Raw genomic sequence first — 15,005 nt, 5'->3', positions numbered from 1 at the left:
TCATCCTCCAATTCCCAAAGCAAGTTTTGCAAGCTTTAAAAAAAACTCTGGGTAGAAAAATATAAAAATAGTTAGTGTTGCAGTTATAAGCATCGGAACCAACATAAGTTTTGGTGCTTCATGAAGATGAGAATGGTTGTGTTCCGGCTCAGGCTTTTTAAGATAAGCATTTATAAATATTGGCACAAAGTACCCTGCGTTTAAAAGTGCACTTATCACAAGTACAGCAATTACCCAGGGTTTGCTCCCTTCAACTGCGCCTGTTGCGATAAACCATTTACTGATTAGTCCGGCCATGGGAGGAAAACCAATCATTGATAAAGCTCCAACAGTAAACGCAGCCATGCTGTAAGGCATATGTTTTGCGATTCCATTTAATTCACTAACTTTGGTTTTATGATTAGCTACGTACACAGCACCAGCCCAGAAAAAGAGTGTAATTTTGGCAAAACCATGTGCAACAATATGAAAAATTGCACCAATTGCTCCGGTAATACTTAAAAGTGAAACTGAAAGAACTATATAAGACAACTGACTTATAGTAGAATAGGCTAATCTTGCTTTAATATTGTCTTGTCTGAGAGCAACCATTGAGGCTACAATTATCGTAAATGCGGCAAATATTGTTACAAGGTTAGAAGTGGATATTGTCTTGAGAAAATCTAAACCGTATATATACACAAATACTCTTATGATTACAAATACACCAGTTTTAACAACTGCAACTGCATGCAAAAGGGCGCTAACAGGTGTAGGTGCAACCATTGCTGATGGAAGCCAGAGGTGAAATGGCATAACAGCAGCTTTTGCAGAGCCAAACACAAAAAATAGCAACATTAAACCTAAAACAGATTTATTTACATTCTCCTTTGATGCAAATATCCCGCCAAGTGTAAAGTCAAGTGTTCCTGCGGCATAATATGTATATACAAGTGCCGGAAGAAAAAGCAAAACTGAGGTTAAGAGCAAATAAGAAAGATATCTTCTTGCACCCTGGATTGCTTCTTTGGTCTGTTTGTGTGCAACAAGGGGGTAAGTTGAAAATGTAATTATTTCATAAAATACATAAATTGTAAGCAAGTTGCCGGAAAATGCAGCGCTAATGGCTGCAAACATTGACAAAGAAAAGAATAAGAAAAAGCGCGTTTGATTTTTTTCTTTGTTCCCCCTCATATATCCAATAGAATAAAATGTTGTCAAAAACCATAAAAATGATGCCATCAGTGCAAAGTATGTTCCAAATGCATCAACTTTGAATTTCAGACTTAACCCCGGTAAAAACTCAAAAAGTGTATATTCTAAAGATATTCCTGTCTTAACTTTTGTGTATATTAAGAAAACAGTGATAAAAGTGGCTAGTGATCCAGCAATGCTAAAAAACTCTCTTCCATTAGGGTAGTTTCTGAATAAATAAATAGGTATTGGTAAAATTAGTGGAATTAACACTGCATAAATAGGTAGAAGGGAGTATACAGTTTCTGTCATTTAATAGTCTCCATTAATAACAAAACAGCTTTTTGTGCATAATTTACCAACTGGTGAGGGAAGAGCCCGAAGTAAATGCTACATCCAGCCAAAATATAAGTTGGTAATATCATAGAAATAGGCTCATTGAATTTGACATCATCATCAGGTGCTTTGAAAAAAATTCTGTCAACAACTCTCCAGAAATAAATAGCAGTAAGAAGTGAGCTTAACAATATAACGGTAACTCCAATCCAATTGCCAGTTTCGATTGCACCCATTACTAGATACCATTTGCTGATGAATCCAGATGTAGCAGGTATTCCAATCATTGATAGAGCAAATATTAGAAATCCAATAGAAGTAAATGGCATTTTTTTAAATAGCCCATTGGTGATTTCAATTTTTGTATTAGTAAAGTTGTAAAATATTATACCAGCAACCAAGAATAAACCACCTTTAACAATGGCATGCGATAAAAAATGATAGATAGAACCAATCAAACCATTTGCATTTATAAGCATTGCACCAAAAACAATATAACCAATTTGTCCGACTGATGAATATGCAAACATATACTTTAAATCTTTTTGCCCGAGTGCCAAAAAAGACCCTGCAATTATTGCAATTAGAGAAATATACATAACTATATCTGTAATAGGTATTATTTTGGTAGCAAAATTTGGAGTAAATATGGTATAAACAAATCTTATCAGTAAGTAAGCCATTACCTTTGTACTTGTTGCTGACATAAAAGCACTTATAGTTGACGGTGAATGGGCGTATGCACCAGGAAGCCAAGAATGCAGTGGAAAAAGAGCCATTTTCAGACTAAGACCTACAATTATTATTGCAGCAGCAGAAATTGTTATTTTAGAATTGTAAACGTGCTGGAGTCTTTCCTGCATATCGAGAAGATTCAAAGTGCCTGTTGCCATATATAAATATCCGATCCCAAGAACAATAAAAGATGCACCAATTGTTCCAAGTATAAGATAATTAAAGCTCGACCTGTAAGATCTTCTATTTCCGCCAATTGCTATTAGTGCATAAGCTGTTATAGATGATATCTCAGTGAAGACATAAATATTAAACATATCACCAGTAATGGTAATTCCAAGCAAACCTGAAGCGAACAAGGTAGTAACAGAGTAAAAAATATAACTTTTTGATTCAGGTATTTCCTTCCTTACGCTCAAAGGGAAATAAAAGCTCATTACAAAAAATATTGAAGCAATAATAGTAACGAAAAGAATATTTAAATAATCTACATAATACTCAATTCCTACTGGTGGAATCCAATTGCCAAAATAATATCTTATCGGTCCATTTGTATATACTTCTATAAGGAGTGAAAATGCAAAATATGCCGTTATTGTAGCAGTAATCTGGAATATATAAGGAACAACTTTTCTATTAAAAATACCTATTGCTACCATCATCATGGCAGAAAAGAAAGGAAAAACGACCACAAGAGCGGGCAGGTTCATTTTAAGGTTCATTTGTTATCCACCATATCGTCATTTTGGTCAATTTCTACAATCTCATCTTCTTCAATGGTACCATACGTTTCTTCTATCTTAATTATAATCGATAATGCAACTGCAGTAATTGACACACCTACCACAATTGCTGTGAGCATCAAAACATGAGGGAGAGGATTATCATATCTTACAACGTTTTCAGCATAAATGGGAGCTGAGCCACCTGAAACCTTTGATATGCTGATGTAAAACAAAATTACTGAAGTTGACAGAATATTAAGCCCGATTACTTTTTTTAGTAAATTCCCATTTACAATGACACTATAAAGACCTATTAGAATAAGTATTATAGTTGCAAGATAGTTATATTTGTAAATTAAAAAGTCAATTATCATATTTTTTAGCAACCTCTATGTAAAGTAGCAACATTACGCTAAAAACAGTTATAAAAACACCTGTTTCAATGAATAAAAGCCCCATAGCATTTCCAGATTTCATATCAAAACCAGGAATTTTTGCATACTCAAGAAATTTTCCGCCATTTAGCATTGTAATAAATCCAACACCTGTGTAAATGGATACTCCAAGAGCAGTTAGAAAAATTATTACTTTTTTGCTTATGATTTTGTACAATTCTTCTACACCAAAAACCATTGAATAGAGTATAAAACCAGCCGCAAAAATCACTCCACCCTGGAAACCACCTCCTGGACTAATTTCACCATGGGCTAAAACATAAAGGGAAAATACCAATATGAAAGGTACTATTATTCTCGTTGTAGTTTTTAATATTATATCCTTATTCAATTTTCACCTCTGTTTAGAATAAGGTATGTACAAATTCCCGCTATAAAGATTACGGCAGTTTCACCATTTGTATCAAATCCCCTGTAACTTCCAAGTATTGCAGTAACAATGTTTACAGCACCGGTTTCATGCATTGTTCTTTCAATGTAGTCAGGGATCAAATAAGTGTTGGTAACCCAGTTTGGATCACCGAATTTAGGCATATCCGTAATACCTAAAATAAGTAAGTATCCTACAAAGAATAAAGTTCCAAGTGCTAAAATTTGCCTGTTTCTTTTAATAACAGACCTATCTTCTGGTTGTATTTTGGTAAAAACAGCAAGAAACAAAACAGTACTTATACCCGCTCCCACAGCTGCTTCAGTAAATGCCACATCTATAGCATTCAACGTAGTCCATAAAACAGCAACATAAAGGGAATATGCTCCCAATACTATTGTGGAATTAAGAAGATTTTTAAAGTAAATAGATAGTAGAGCAGCAAAGATTAAAAATGTCAAAAAGAGTATATCAATAACTATCGTCACTTTTCTTTCTCCACCACTGAACCCCTTTGATGTAAGCAGCTCTTGCAAGGGCGTGAGTTGCAGTTGGATTTGCTATGAAGATAAACGCAACTAAAAAAATAAGCTTTAAAGAAATAAGCGAAAACCCTTCATACAATATAAGACCTAAAACAATTAGAATTTGCCCAAGGGTATCAGTTTTTCCTGCAGCATGGATTCTTGTATAAAATCCAGGCATCCTGATAAGTCCTATTGAAGAAACCAATATAAGCAAAGAACCTAAAGTTATCAAAAAACCTGTAATATATGTCAATCCAGTTTCCCCTTTTCTTTGAGTCTGAGTATAGCTATGGTGCCTATAAAGTTAGTTAATGCATAAGCTATTGAAATATCAACAAACTCAGGCCTATTGTATAGAAAATCTATAAGCACAAGTAAAACAACAACTTTTGTGCCTATCATGTTAACGGCCAAAACCCTATCAAAAAAAGTAGGACCTTTAATTATTCTGTATAAAGAGAAAAAAGAGGCAACCAAGATAATGATAATACCGATCTCAAAAATCATAAAGCCTCTTCAATTTTTTTTACTTTGTTTTGCAGTGCGAATATTCCATCTTTGAAATCAGGACTGATGGCATGAACCAGAAATTTGTCTTTTTGTGCAAAAATAGTCACAGTGCCAGGTGTTAGAGTAATTGAGTTCCCAAGTAATGTTATTCCAATATCTGATTTAACTTCAGGTTCAAACTCCAGCATAATTGGATCAATTTCTTGTTTTACATCTTTTTTTAGTAAAATTTTAAGAATTTCTATATTTGAAAGTATAATTTCCTTCATTAAAAATGGTACATAAAGGAAGATTTTTGCTATAAGTTTGAAGTTTACTTTTTTATCCGGGAAAAAAAGCCGATTTGTAAAAAAAGCCACAATTAATGATGATATTATTCCAAGTACGTTTGTTAATAAATGAAAGTGCCCTGAGAAAATCATCCAGAAGCCAAATAGAACCAGAAAACTAAATATAAAGCTTAACAATTATATATCTCCCGGTTTGTTATATCAAAACACTGTCTTTTTAATATATCCCTGATATGTTGTCAAGAAGTTTAGATAATTATTCAAAAAATAATTGAAAAAGGTTTTGATATAAATTAAAAATAATTATGAATAGCAACTTTTCTGAGTTTTTTCTTGATGCAGATGTGATGATATACAAAGGGCTTCCTGATTGGAGTGTGGAAGTTGTTTCAGGAAGTGAAAATATATGCGGTTACTCTCCTGAAGAGTTTAATAGTAAGAATATTGGCTGGACAGAATTAATTCATCCAGACGACAGAAATTTAGTTCTTGCAGAGGCAAGAAAACTTAATGAGAATCATACAACAATTTCTCAGGAGTACAGAATCTTAACAAAAAGCGGCGTTATAAAGTATGTCCTTGATAAGAAAGTATCGATATTTGAAAATGGTGAATTTAAAGGGGTAAAAGGAATAGTTGTAGATATTTCTGACAGAAGAGTTGAGAGCATCTACGGTGAGAGTATTTTCAGGACACTTGCCGACTTTACATCTGCAGGAATATTTATATTCTCAGGTGAGAGATTTTTGTATGTAAACAGAAGTATGCTTAAAGTGTTTGGATACTCAGAATATGAATTTTATAATGAACTTAAATTTTGGGAGGTTATCCACCCTGATTTCAGGGAGATTGTAAAACAAAGAGGTATCGATAGGCAAAAAGGTAAAAATGTACCGTCAAGTTATGATGTAAAAGCCATTACAAAAGAGGGACGAGTATTTTGGGCAAGTTTTAGTGGGAAGCAGATTGTTTTTGATGGTAAACCGGCAGTGCTTGGGACAGCTTATGATATAACATATAGAGTTGAAGCTGAACAAAAGCTGAATGAAGCAATAGACAGGTTGAACAAAGCAGAGCTTTATACAAAATCAGGCCACTGGCAACTTGATTTAAATACGAATACAATTATTGGTTCCGCCGGTGCAAAAAAAATTTACGGGTTATACGGTGAGAAGTTTGAATATGAGATTGTAAAATCAGTACCTTTATCTCAATACCGAAAGGATCTTGATGATGCACTTAAAAATCTTATATACCACAATATCCCTTATGATATAACATTTAAAATTAGATCAAATGACAGCGGTTTGATTAAGGATATTCATTCAATTGCCTATTTTGATAAAGAGAAAAATATTGTTTTTGGCATTATAAAAGATATTACCGAAAATTTGAAAGACAGGCAGGCTTTGATAGAGAGTGAAGAAAGATTTAGGGCTTTGACGAATAATGCAGCTGCAGCTATTTTTGTCTACGAAGGTAGCGAATTTGTCTATGTAAATAAGGGATTTGAGAATATCACAGGTTATAGTCAGGATGAGATAATAGGCAAAAATTTCTGGAGTATTGTTCATCCTGATTATCAGGAGCGAATAAAGCAAAGAGGGCTTGCCAGGCAAAGGGGGGAGCCGGTTGAAAACAGATATGAATTTAAAATCTTAACAAAGGATGGTAAAGAGAGGTGGTTAGATTTTACCTCCGGTAAAATCACCTGGAATGGTAAACCTGCTGCCCTTGGCACGGCTGTGGATATTACGGAAAAAAAGATTATTGAAGATAGGCTTAATCATGCTCAAAAGCTTGAATCTATCGGAAGACTTGCAGGTGGTGTTGCCCATGAATACAACAATATGATGACAATTATTTTAAATTATATTGAGTTTTCACTGATGCAACTTGATAAAAATTCAAGGCTTTTTGATTATATCTCAAAGATGAAAAATGCTGCACTTCATACCTCTGAAATAACTAAACAGTTGCTCAGCTTTGCCAGAAAACAGCCGGTAAATATTGTTGCTGTTGATTTGAAGGAATTTTTTAATCATCAGCTTAAAATGATGAAGGTTTTGCTTGGAGAAGGGGTTGAGCTTAAACTTGATTATGCTGAAGATGTTAAAAATATCAAAATAGATATGTCGCAACTTAACCAGATTGTGACCAATCTTCTTGTCAATTCAAAAGATGCCATGAACGGAAGGGGACAAATTGAAATCAAATTAAGAAATGTTTACGTTGAAAATGAAGATTATAGTAAATATCCTGGGCTTAAAAAAGGCGGATATGTCTTGTTGGAGTTTTCTGATAGCGGTTGTGGTATAAAAAAAGAGCACCTGGGAAAAATATTTGAGCCGTTTTTTACCACCAAAGATGTAGGCAAAGGTACGGGACTTGGTCTTGCAACAGTTTACGGGATAGTAAAACAAAACAATGGCAATATCTATGTAGAAAGTGCAGAAGGGGTAGGCACCACATTTAAAATATTTTTTCCGCCATATGAAGAAATCTCTGGAGATAAATATCCAAGTTATGGAGTTTCTTTTAAAAAGGGTGAGGGGCAGTGTATTTTACTTGTCGAGGATGAGGAAAGTCTTTTAACGGCTGAGAAAACATTGCTTGAGCTTTTAAATTATAAAGTTTATGCTGCAAATAACCCTCTGAATGCGCTGGACATTTTAAAAGAAAATTCAGATATTAATCTTTTAATAACCGATATTGTTATGCCGGATTTAAATGGAAAAGAGCTTTCTATTTTGGCAAAAGAGATAAAGCCTGATATAAAAGTGATTTTTATGTCGGGATACAATGAAATTATGCTGGATGATATGAAAGCGTCTGTTGAGGATTTTAAAATTGATTTTGTGCAGAAGCCTTTCCGGATAGAAGAGTTGGCAGAGAAGATATACAATATTTTTCACTAAATTATGTTGATTTGTAATCCAAGGTCTAATTTATGTTATAATGGATTATGAAAATATTGTTAACAGGTGTAACAGGTTTTGTAGGCAGGAGACTTCTTGAGGCAATTTTTGATGAAGAAGTTGAAATTAATCTACTTGTGAGAAATCCAAACAAATTGGAACAAAAAGTTAAAGAACGCTGCAATATCTTTGCAGGGGATACTTTTAACCAGGAAATCCTTGAAAAAGCACTAAAAGGTGTGGATGTGGCGGTATATCTTATCCATATGATGGGCCAAGATGAAGACTATTTAAATGCTGAAAAAAACAGTGCAAAAAAATTATTTAAGTTTGTGAAAAATGTCAGGTCAAAAAAGTGATTTATCTCGGTGGACTTGGCAATAAAGATAACTTGAGTGTTCATCTTAAAAGCAGATACCTGACCGGGGAAATTTTAAGCAGTAGCGATAAGGTGGATTGTATCTGGTTTAGAGCAGGTGTAATTATTGGCTCTGGTAGTGCGAGCTTTGAAATAATCAGAAGTCTCGTTGAAAAATTACCTGTAATGGTTGCCCCAAAATGGGTAAATACGCTTACTTCACCTATTTATATTGTTGATGTGATAAATTATCTAAAAACAGCAATCCTGTTTGACAAAAGTTACTCTGGGAAGGTTGATATAGGTATAAAGCCTATGACCTTTAAAGATATGCTTTTAAAGACTGCAAAAGCTATGGGACTAAAAAGATATATTTTGTCAGTACCTTTATTAACCCCCAGACTCTCTTCATACTGGTTAATACTCTTTTCCCCTGTCAACTTTGACATTGCAAGGGAGCTTGTAATGGGACTAAAACACGAAAGTGTAATCGAAAATGATGTGGCCAAAAGGCTATTTCCGGAAATTAAAATTACAGGATTTGAAGAAGCTGTCAAAAAATCTATTGAAGAAATCGAAAATCATCAGGTCATAAGCAGATGGTGCGACAGCAGCAAGGGTAAAATATGTGATGTGCCGTTTATCCCTGAGATTTCAAAGGCTGTCTATGTTGACAGATATATTGCTGAAATTGACGAGGCAAAAGCAGAAAATATCTTTAAGGTTTGCAAAAATGTTGGCGGTGAAAATGGGTGGTTTGTCTTGAATATTTTATGGAGCATCAAAGGTTTAATTGATAAACTGTTGGTGGGTTACGGCCTTAATAGAGGTAAAAGAAGTGGTGATTTGAGATTGGGTGACAGTGTGGATTTCTGGAAAGTAATTGATTTGGTTGAAAACAAAAGACTCCTGTTTCAGGCTCAGATGAAATTACCGGGTAAAGCCTGGCTTGAATTTTCTATTCTTGACAACACCTTTTCAGTTACAGCTTACTTTTACCCTAAAGGTTTAGGCGGCAGGATTTATTGGTATGCAATGCTTCCATTTCATAAAATTATTTTTAAACTAATGCAAAAGGATATTTTACGGCAGGCAGATGAGATATTATAAAATTTTTGCTATTTTTCCTATTATTGTGCTAATTTTCTCAAAATTTGCAATTTCAGGAGATTTTGTCAAATTAACTGAAAATGACAAAGTAACCCTTCCTGAAGATATGTATTTCAAAGATAATTTTTCAAGCCAATGGTGGTATTTTACGGGTCATCTTAAATCAGACAGCGGAGAAAGTTTTGGGTATGAGTTGACCTTTTTTGTGATAAATGTTTCAAAAAAAAGATATAAGAGTAAGTTTGGTCTAAATAGAATATATATTTCACATTTTGCCATTACGGATATAGATGGCAAAAAATACTATTTTGAAGATGATACTTCAAGGGGTGCTTATGGTGAGGCATTTGCATCAGATAAAATGCTGAATGTCAAAGTGTTTGATGATGAATTAAGTGGAGACTTAAACAAAATTTATCTAAAGGCGAATGCTAAAAATTTTAAAATTGATTTTGTTTTAAAGCCGGATAAAAAACCTCTACTTAATGGGAAAGATGGTTATTCCAACAAGATTTTTGGCTGCCCCGAGTGTGCATCACTGTATTTTTCAATAACCAGACTTGATACAAAGGGAACAATTTTAATTGATGATAAAAAATACTCTGTGACTGGCAAAAGCTGGTTTGACCGTGAAATAAATTCAGATTATGAAACGACAAAATTAAAAGGGTGGGATTGGTTTTCTATTATGCTTGATGATAAAAGGGAAATTTTAATATACAGAATCAGAAATAAAAATGAAGCAATCGATAAAAGTTCGTACGTGGCAATAGTAGAAAAAAATGGAGAAAAAAGAGAATTAAATTTTGATGATATTAAGCTTACACCATTAAAATATTATGTTTCAAAAAAGACCAAATCAAAATACCCTATAAAATGGGAAATGGTGATTGAAAATAAAAAATTGATTGTAGAAACTCTTGTAAAAGACCAGGAATTTTTAGCCCAAAATTCCACATTTAATCATTATTATGAAGGTGACTGTAAGGTTTATGGCGATATGTCAGGTCTGGCATATATGGAATTGACAGGTTATTAAGGTGAGAAATATGATTTTGCTTGAAAATGTGTACAAAAATTATGGGGAAACAAAAGTATTAAAGGGTGTGAGCTTGCAAATTTCAGCAGGTGAATTCGTCTCAATAATGGGGCCATCCGGCTCAGGTAAATCTACCCTTTTGAATATTATAGGGGCAATGGAAAAGCCTGATAGTGGAAAGGTTATGATAAATAACGTTGACATTACAGATTTTGATGAGGAAAAGCTTACGGAATTTAGAAGGAAATATATCGGATATATTTTTCAATTTTTTAATCTTTTTAACAATCTTACAGTAAAGGAAAATATCTTAATCCCACTTTTGATAGGTGGTGTAAAAAATGAAGATAAAATCCCTGAAGTGTTGGATATGCTGGGAATTGGTGAAAAAATAGACAGTTTTGCCCATCAGCTCTCAGGTGGTCAGATGCAGAGGGTTGCAATTGCAAGAGCATTGCTCAAAGAGCCAAAGATTGTTCTTGCTGATGAGCCCACAGGAAGTCTTGATTCAACGTCTGGCGAAAATATTCTTAACATACTTAGAGAGCTAAATATAAAATTTGGGACAACAATTGTGATGGTTACCCACAATCATGAAATTGCAAAATTCACAGATAGGATTATAAAAATAAAAGATGGCGTGATAAGTGTTTGATAAATTGAGATTAATCTTAATTATTGTTTTTAGGAACCTTAGGGAAGAAAAACTTTTCAGTATTATTTCCATATTTGGCGTGGCCCTTGGAGTAGGACTATTTCTTTCCATACTGTCTTCCACTCAAAGCGCAATCGAAAGTATGACGAGTGATATCAAGAAATTAAACCCCATCGCTAAATATGAAATAAAAAGTAAGTTTGACTCTTATATAAATGAAAATATTTTAGAAAAGTTGTATGAAAAAAATATTAGAGCTTATCCTGTTATCCGTATAGACACAGTAGCAGAGAATGATTTGATTGTCCCTGTAATTGGTATAGACACGCTTAAAATTTTAAAAAATGGAAATTTTGAGTTTCAAGGTGCAAGTATCGATTTGCAATCTTTTTTTGAAAATATTGATGCGGCAGTTTTAACTGAAGATATTGCAAATAGGTTAAATGTTAAAAAAGGTGATATTTTTTACCTTACATCAAAAGAGAAATTAAAATTTACTGTAGCAGGGATTTTGCAAGATGAAAGCATCCCTTCTGGAGTTTATCAGGATATAGGAAACTTCCAGGAAAAATTTAAAATATCCGGTAAGATATCAAAAATTGATGTTGATATAAACGAAGCTGATTTAGAAAATGTTAAAAATATTTTAGATAACGATTTGCAGATTTTCAAAAAATCTTCTTTGGTACAAAATCAGACCGAAATACTCAAATCGTTTAAGATGAATCTTTATTTTATAAGCTTTATAGCGTTTCTGGTTGGATTTTTTATGCTGTTTAATACAATTTTTATTACGGTTGTGAAAAAGAGGGAGCAGATAGGAACACTTAGGGCGCTTGGCGCATCAAAACCTCAAATTCTTATGATTTTTGTAACACAATCTCTTTTGTTGGGTGTTATTGGCTCGATTTCAGGTGTATTTTTGGGGCAATTTGTGAGCATTTACTCTTTTGCAGTAATGGAAGATACTATTTCCACAATATTTAAGCCAGTTTACATAAAAAATATTTTTGTTTTCAACAAATATACTATTTATTCGGTTGTCTTGGGGGTTATTATTTCACTCTTTTCTTCAATCTTCCCTTCAATTGAGGCTACAAAGGTCAGGCCTACTGAGACTATAAGAAAAGGGACTTTCGAGTTGAAGTTCAGGAAATATTTTTTTGCAGGCTTTATTCTGGGAGTGATACTTATATTTTCAGGTATTATGGTAAGTTTTATCGACTATAAATCTAAATATTTTGACCAGCTATACCTTTCATACCTTGGTGTCTTTTTGATATTGCTTGGATTTTGTGCAGCAGCATTTTTTTATCTGGAAAAATTGCTTGTTTTACTTGAAAAAACCATAAAAAGGTTTTTCAAGACAGTCGGTATAATATCTTTTGCTGACATTTACAGCAGTTCTTACAGATTTGCCATTGCGCTTATCAGTGTAAGTATTTCCACAGCACTTATTATCAGTATGGTAACCCTTATAGATTCTTTCAAGACATCTCTTTCAGATTGGATAGATGATAATTTAAGGGCAGATATTTTTATCAAATCTTCATCTTGCTCATCAAACTTTTGTTTTGAGCCCCTTGAAGAAGATGTTTTGCAAAAAATTAAGACTTTAGATGAAGTTGAGGCAGTAAGCACATTCAGGGCGATGCCTGGTACTTTCAAAGGGAAAAATATCCTTTTTGGCTTTGGCGAAGAAAGGGTTGTTAAAAAACACCACGATGGGATAGAAAATTTTAACGTTACAAAGAGTGTTGCTATTTCAGAATATTTGAAAGTCAAATATGGGATAGATAAAGGGGATTATATCGATATTGATACGCCGAAAGGTACAGAAAAATTTAAAGTAAGAGAAGTATTTACAAGCTATTCCACTACAAACGGTTTTATCATTTTTGACAACAGCTTTCAAAAGAAATATTGGGGAGAGCTTAAATTTACTCAGATAAGCATTTATCTGAAAAAGGGGGCAAATCCTGATAATGTTATCGCTGAGCTTGAGGATTTAATCAATAAAAACAAGTCTCTTGATATTTACAACAATTTAACCATAAGGCAAAAAGTTATCAAAATTTTTGATAAAAGCTTTGCCATAACATACGCAATACAGTTGATAGCACTCATTGTTTCACTTCTTGGAGTTGGAAATATGTTATATGCTGTAAGTCTTGAAAGAAGAAAGGAGATAAGCATCTTAAAATATCTTGGTTCAAGCAATAAACTACTGGTGAAGATTTATACCTTTTCCGCAACAGTTATTGGAATTTTGGGGACAATTTATGGCAGTATTCTGGGGGGGATTTTGAGCATAATAATTATCAGAGTAGTAAATACAAAATCTTTTGGCTGGACAATAGAATTTGACGTAAGATACTTCAAGCTTTTTATTTTGCTGTTGATATTGATTATTTTTGTATCTATTGCAGGATTTTTACCTGTGAGGACATTCAAAAAGGTTGACCCGAAAAAATTTACCGCTTTTGAGTAAATTTCAATGCAAAACATAATTTTTTGTGTTATAACTTTAAATGGAAAGGTTGATAAAACTCTTTGAGTTTGCTGAATTACTCAAAGACGGTGTTTTTATGCATTGATATGAAGCCATTAAAGAAGGCTAATATCCTTCTTGTTGAGGATGAAGAATTTTTGATAGAAACTTTTGAAGCAAGTCTAACACATGCTGGTTATAATGTATTTGCTGCAAAAATCCACATGATGCCCTTAAAATTGTAAGTGAAAACGGGCAAAAGATAGATATGGTAATTACTGACGTTATAATGCCTAAGATGAGCAGCAATGTTTTGGTAGAAAAGATTAAAGATTATCTGTCTGATATAAAAGTGATTTTTATGTCTGGATACAATGAAGAGCTTGTTTCAGACAGAGGAATTATAATAGATGAAGTAAAATTGTTATAAAAACCTTTCAATTTAAGACAGTTGCTGAATGCAATTTCAGAAGTTTTATCAGATGGTTAGTTGAATTAAAACAACAAATTTTCTGTTTTGTTGAAAAAAGAAAAAAAAACTTGACATGGAAAAAATATTTTATTAATATCCACATCCGCCTTGAAAAAAGGTTTTTAAGCTGGCGTAGCTCAATCGGTAGAGCAGCTGACTTGTAATCAGCAGGTTGGGGGTTCAATTCCCTTCGCCAGCTTTAATTTTTTTGGGGAGATGCCCGAGCGGCCAAAGGGAGCAGACTGTAAATCTGCCGGCGACTGCCTTCGGAGGTTCGAATCCTCCTCTCCCCATATTATGCGGGTGTAGCTCAGTTGGCTAGAGCATCAGCCTTCCAAGCTGAGGGTCACGGGTTCAAGTCCCGTTACCCGCTTATTTTTTTATAGGTAGTTAAAAGGACGGAGAAGTGCGTAGTCTTCGTCTGCTTTTTTGTATAAAACGGTGCCCATGTGGCTCAGTCGGTTAGAGCGCGTCCTTGGTAAGGACGAGGTCACCGGTTCGATTCCGGTCATGGGCTTAAAACTAAATCGGAGGGAGAACTATGGCTAAGCAGAAGTTCGAGAGAAAGAAACCTCACGTTAATGTTGGTACGATTGGTCACGTTGATCATGGTAAGACTACGTTAACGGCGGCTATTACCAGTGTATTAGCGCACAAGGGTTTGGCGGAGTTTGTGGATTATGGTAATATTGACAAAGCTCCTGAGGAGCGTGAGAGGGGTATTACTATTGCTACAGCACACGTTGAGTATGAGAGTGAGAAGCGTCACTATGCGCATGTTGACTGTCCAGGTCACGCTGACTATGTAAAGAACATGATTACAGGTGCTGCCCAGATGGAT

Annotated in this window: 17 protein-coding genes and 4 tRNA genes; 13 read left to right on the top strand and 8 right to left on the bottom strand. The window is 34.0% G+C overall.

What is annotated here, in order from left to right:
• Genes ACTCAF_RS02640 through ACTCAF_RS02605 form a run of 8 tightly spaced genes read right to left on the bottom strand, consistent with a single transcriptional unit; the run spans position 1 to position 5,298 of the window.
• On the bottom strand, positions 1-1,485 hold the full coding sequence (locus ACTCAF_RS02640; RefSeq protein ID WP_463061754.1) for a monovalent cation/H+ antiporter subunit D family protein: 1,485 nt from the start codon (positions 1,483-1,485) through the stop codon (positions 1-3).
• Entirely contained in the window at positions 1,482-2,966 is a 1,485-nt protein-coding gene (locus tag ACTCAF_RS02635; protein ID WP_463061753.1) for a monovalent cation/H+ antiporter subunit D family protein, read from the bottom strand. The genes ACTCAF_RS02640 and ACTCAF_RS02635 overlap by 4 nt, the downstream gene beginning before the upstream one ends.
• Positions 2,963-3,343, bottom strand: a complete 381-nt coding sequence (locus ACTCAF_RS02630) for a cation:proton antiporter subunit C (protein WP_463061752.1) — start codon at positions 3,341-3,343, stop codon at positions 2,963-2,965. Before ACTCAF_RS02630 ends, ACTCAF_RS02635 begins: the two co-directional genes overlap by 4 nt.
• Entirely contained in the window at positions 3,333-3,755 is a 423-nt protein-coding gene (locus ACTCAF_RS02625) for a Na(+)/H(+) antiporter subunit B (RefSeq protein ID WP_463061751.1), read from the bottom strand. The genes ACTCAF_RS02630 and ACTCAF_RS02625 overlap by 11 nt, the downstream gene beginning before the upstream one ends.
• Positions 3,752-4,282 (bottom strand): DUF4040 domain-containing protein, encoded by a 531-nt coding sequence (locus tag ACTCAF_RS02620; RefSeq protein ID WP_463061750.1) that lies wholly within the window; start codon positions 4,280-4,282, stop codon positions 3,752-3,754. Before ACTCAF_RS02620 ends, ACTCAF_RS02625 begins: the two co-directional genes overlap by 4 nt.
• The gene (mnhG, locus tag ACTCAF_RS02615) at positions 4,266-4,574 is read right to left on the bottom strand and encodes a monovalent cation/H(+) antiporter subunit G (protein ID WP_463061749.1); all 309 of its coding nucleotides are present in this window, start codon (positions 4,572-4,574) and stop codon (positions 4,266-4,268) included. Before mnhG ends, ACTCAF_RS02620 begins: the two co-directional genes overlap by 17 nt.
• Positions 4,571-4,828, bottom strand: a complete 258-nt coding sequence (locus ACTCAF_RS02610; RefSeq protein WP_463061748.1) for a monovalent cation/H+ antiporter complex subunit F — start codon at positions 4,826-4,828, stop codon at positions 4,571-4,573. The genes mnhG and ACTCAF_RS02610 overlap by 4 nt, the downstream gene beginning before the upstream one ends.
• Positions 4,825-5,298, bottom strand: coding sequence for a Na+/H+ antiporter subunit E (locus ACTCAF_RS02605; RefSeq protein ID WP_463061747.1), 474 nt, complete (start codon positions 5,296-5,298; stop codon positions 4,825-4,827). The genes ACTCAF_RS02610 and ACTCAF_RS02605 overlap by 4 nt, the downstream gene beginning before the upstream one ends.
• Before the next feature lie 128 nt (positions 5,299-5,426).
• Between ACTCAF_RS02605 and ACTCAF_RS02600 the strand changes: the two genes are divergently transcribed.
• The 13 genes from ACTCAF_RS02600 to ACTCAF_RS02540 all read left to right on the top strand — a co-directional run.
• Positions 5,427-8,039, top strand: a complete 2,613-nt coding sequence (locus ACTCAF_RS02600) for a hybrid sensor histidine kinase/response regulator (RefSeq protein WP_463061746.1) — start codon at positions 5,427-5,429, stop codon at positions 8,037-8,039.
• Positions 8,040-8,086: 47 nt separating this feature from the next.
• The gene (locus tag ACTCAF_RS02595; protein ID WP_463061745.1) at positions 8,087-8,398 is read left to right on the top strand and encodes an NAD(P)H-binding protein; all 312 of its coding nucleotides are present in this window, start codon (positions 8,087-8,089) and stop codon (positions 8,396-8,398) included.
• Positions 8,395-9,507 (top strand): SDR family oxidoreductase, encoded by a 1,113-nt coding sequence (locus tag ACTCAF_RS02590; protein WP_463061744.1) that lies wholly within the window; start codon positions 8,395-8,397, stop codon positions 9,505-9,507. The genes ACTCAF_RS02595 and ACTCAF_RS02590 overlap by 4 nt, the downstream gene beginning before the upstream one ends.
• Positions 9,494-10,546: a lipocalin-like domain-containing protein gene (locus ACTCAF_RS02585; RefSeq protein WP_463061743.1), complete on the top strand. Its 1,053-nt coding sequence runs from the start codon at positions 9,494-9,496 to the stop codon at positions 10,544-10,546. Before ACTCAF_RS02590 ends, ACTCAF_RS02585 begins: the two co-directional genes overlap by 14 nt.
• A gap of 10 nt (positions 10,547-10,556) precedes the next feature.
• On the top strand, positions 10,557-11,201 hold the full coding sequence (locus ACTCAF_RS02580; RefSeq protein WP_463061742.1) for an ABC transporter ATP-binding protein: 645 nt from the start codon (positions 10,557-10,559) through the stop codon (positions 11,199-11,201).
• A complete protein-coding gene (locus ACTCAF_RS02575) occupies positions 11,194-13,692 on the top strand; it encodes an ABC transporter permease (RefSeq protein WP_463061741.1) in 2,499 nt (832 codons plus the stop codon). Before ACTCAF_RS02580 ends, ACTCAF_RS02575 begins: the two co-directional genes overlap by 8 nt.
• Before the next feature lie 107 nt (positions 13,693-13,799).
• Positions 13,800-13,937: a hypothetical protein gene (locus tag ACTCAF_RS02570; protein ID WP_463061740.1), complete on the top strand. Its 138-nt coding sequence runs from the start codon at positions 13,800-13,802 to the stop codon at positions 13,935-13,937.
• Between the two features lie 23 nt (positions 13,938-13,960).
• Positions 13,961-14,122, top strand: coding sequence for a hypothetical protein (locus tag ACTCAF_RS02565; protein ID WP_463061739.1), 162 nt, complete (start codon positions 13,961-13,963; stop codon positions 14,120-14,122).
• A gap of 168 nt (positions 14,123-14,290) precedes the next feature.
• A tRNA-Thr gene (locus ACTCAF_RS02560) sits at positions 14,291-14,363 on the top strand.
• 11 nt (positions 14,364-14,374) lie between these two features.
• Positions 14,375-14,457: transfer RNA gene (locus tag ACTCAF_RS02555), tRNA-Tyr, on the top strand.
• A 6-nt stretch (positions 14,458-14,463) separates the two neighbouring features.
• Positions 14,464-14,537, top strand: a tRNA-Gly gene (locus ACTCAF_RS02550).
• Between the two features lie 70 nt (positions 14,538-14,607).
• A tRNA-Thr gene (locus ACTCAF_RS02545) sits at positions 14,608-14,681 on the top strand.
• A gap of 24 nt (positions 14,682-14,705) precedes the next feature.
• On the top strand, positions 14,706-15,005 hold a 300-nt coding region (locus ACTCAF_RS02540), incomplete at its 3' end, for a GTP-binding protein (RefSeq protein WP_463061738.1).

The organism is Deferrivibrio sp. (assembly GCF_055117995.1).
Note: the sequence above shows the minus strand (reverse complement) of the source record. Positions and strands in the feature narration are given on the sequence as shown.

Coding starts and splice junctions, on each gene's coding strand:
- ACTCAF_RS02640 (WP_463061754.1), bottom strand. CDS start 1,485: ATGACAGAAACTGTATACTCCCTTCTACCTATTTATGCAGTGTTAATT.
- ACTCAF_RS02635 (WP_463061753.1), bottom strand. CDS start 2,966: ATGAACCTTAAAATGAACCTGCCCGCTCTTGTGGTCGTTTTTCCTTTC.
- ACTCAF_RS02630 (WP_463061752.1), bottom strand. CDS start 3,343: ATGATAATTGACTTTTTAATTTACAAATATAACTATCTTGCAACTATA.
- ACTCAF_RS02610 (WP_463061748.1), bottom strand. CDS start 4,828: ATGATTTTTGAGATCGGTATTATCATTATCTTGGTTGCCTCTTTTTTC.
- ACTCAF_RS02600 (WP_463061746.1), top strand. CDS start 5,427: ATGAATAGCAACTTTTCTGAGTTTTTTCTTGATGCAGATGTGATGATA.
- ACTCAF_RS02595 (WP_463061745.1), top strand. CDS start 8,087: ATGAAAATATTGTTAACAGGTGTAACAGGTTTTGTAGGCAGGAGACTT.
- ACTCAF_RS02585 (WP_463061743.1), top strand. CDS start 9,494: ATGAGATATTATAAAATTTTTGCTATTTTTCCTATTATTGTGCTAATT.
- ACTCAF_RS02580 (WP_463061742.1), top strand. CDS start 10,557: ATGATTTTGCTTGAAAATGTGTACAAAAATTATGGGGAAACAAAAGTA.
- ACTCAF_RS02570 (WP_463061740.1), top strand. CDS start 13,800: ATGAAGCCATTAAAGAAGGCTAATATCCTTCTTGTTGAGGATGAAGAA.
- ACTCAF_RS02565 (WP_463061739.1), top strand. CDS start 13,961: ATGGTAATTACTGACGTTATAATGCCTAAGATGAGCAGCAATGTTTTG.